This window comes from Flavobacterium sp. Arc2 (assembly GCF_041431385.1).
Taxonomy (GTDB): Bacteria; Bacteroidota; Bacteroidia; order Flavobacteriales; family Flavobacteriaceae; genus Flavobacterium.
Genome location: NZ_JASMRH010000058.1, coordinates 1 through 1,883, shown reverse-complemented (window position 1 = coordinate 1,883; position 1,883 = coordinate 1). Strand labels below are relative to the sequence as shown.

The 1,883-nt window shown below is 27.6% G+C and carries 2 protein-coding genes; both read right to left on the bottom strand.

Annotation, left to right across the window (positions count from 1 at the left end; all coding sequences use genetic code 11):
* Window positions 1–85: 85 nt before the first annotated feature.
* The gene (locus tag QO182_RS19395) at window positions 86–1,042 is read right to left on the bottom strand and encodes a hypothetical protein (RefSeq protein WP_371563701.1); all 957 of its coding nucleotides are present in this window, start codon (window positions 1,040–1,042) and stop codon (window positions 86–88) included.
* A 166-nt stretch (window positions 1,043–1,208) separates the two neighbouring features.
* Entirely contained in the window at window positions 1,209–1,766 is a 558-nt protein-coding gene (locus QO182_RS19390; RefSeq protein ID WP_371563698.1) for a hypothetical protein, read from the bottom strand.
* Window positions 1,767–1,883: the final 117 nt, after the last annotated feature.

Sequence of the window (1,883 nt, the reverse complement as noted above, 5' to 3'; positions counted from 1 at the left end):
ACTCGAAAAATAACCGACATATAACCCTCTTAAAAGTTGTTTATAACTTAATGATGCTTTACATAGGAATGGCTGTTGTGCTTAGTTATTCCTCGGTATTAAAGTCGATTTTCGTTTGGTTTTTTAGCTCTTTTATATTTTTTGCTTTTTTGGTTATAATTGTTTGAATACCATCAAATATTTCTAAAACATCAAATACATTTATTTCTTTATTATATATTTCGCCATCATCGTTTATAGATTGAATTAGTTCAAGTTTACATTTTATACTAGTACCATTTGCAAAACGATATTGTTTATTAATAACACTATTTTTAAATTCATTGTCTAGTAAGTTAAAAGATATTGATTGCCCATCATATATACCTTTCCATTTAATATTTCCCTGTTTTAGAACAGGAGAAACTATTTCAACTATTGCATTTTCAATAGAAATCGGTTTTTTATCTTCAGTTTCTAAAATTTGATTTTTAAAATATTTTCTTTCAATTATTTTTTCGGTAGAAATTGGTTCAAAATTTTCAGAAAGTTCTGTAGTTGAAAGTTGATATAGTTTAGTTTCTTTCAGCAAATTATAATAAAACCTTGATTTAAAAACTTTTATTTTATGTTCATCAGAAATTAAAAAAATTATTTGATTAATAGCTTTTGATTTTTCGTCTTCGGTTAAAATATCGTCATCTAATTCCTTTTTCAGTTTTCTAATATTTAATCGTTTTTCTTCTTTTGAAAGGTCTTCGGCGTCTTTATCTCTATTGAAATGTTCAGATGCTACATTAATCAATATCCCTGAAATAATTGCTCCAAAAAATATCAATAAATTGTTGAGTTGTTTCTTGTTTTTTTTCTTTTTAAAATATTTGATTATATCCTTTATTCCACCTTGTTTGATAGCTTCAAATTCAAAATCTAATTCAATATCTAACAGAATTGTTATTTCACTAACCAACTTCAAAAGTTCTGCTTCTGATTTGTTTTTCACAAAAGCGTCCATTGAATGACTGTGGTTTTCCAGATAATAATGTATTTCTAAATTTTTCAAATATTTTATTTTTTAAGCAGAATTCTATAATTAAGCACAACGTTATGCCACTTAGCGAGGTTGTGGACTTTTGAAAACAATTACTTTCGGCTGAACGTAAACATTATTAAAAACGGTAATTCCACTAAACCCACAATCTCGCTAAATGGCGGTTATGCAACGTTTTTTATTTCTTTTTTAAGTCAAATCCTAAGTTCAGTTGTAACATAATTGGCCAAATATTTCCATTTCCATTTGTGTCAAAATAGTATTGAGGTCCGACGTCGAATAGTAAGTGAAAATTCTTTCCGTATTTTCTTTGTATTCCCCAAGTTGGCCCAAATGCAAAATCAAAATCGGAAGTCCGATTTACATTTTCTGCTATTGAATTTCCACGTGTTATAAATCTTAACGATACAAAATTCCCCGAGTTATTTACCGTATTTCGGTTTTTTTCGTTTCTTTTATTTAGGTTGTAAAACCATTTTTGTTGAAAATCAGCAAATGGACTAATAATATAAATAAATCCATTTCCACCATAAGTTAAATCAGGATATCCTCCTCCATAACCAATTCCGAGAGCCGAGGAAAAAGTTGAATATTTACCTGTAGGAATTTCCAATTCAACTGCAGGATTTAAAAAATTTACACGTAAAACTTTTTCAGTTTCAATATCATTTTTTTCTTGAGCATAATTCAAGGTTGATAAAAGTCCAAATGTTAAAATAAGTAAGTTTTTTTTCATTTAATTCTATTGTTTTTTTGTTAGGGATTTCTAAAATGTTGCATAACGTCAGTCTGTGAAAAAACCGCCGTTATGTTCTTTCAAATATAATGTATATTTCGAATATTAAAGCAAGAA

Excerpts from the sequence above, each read along its gene's own strand:
- QO182_RS19390 (WP_371563698.1), bottom strand. The coding sequence starts at position 1,766 with ATGAAAAAAAACTTACTTATTTTAACATTTGGACTTTTATCAACCTTG.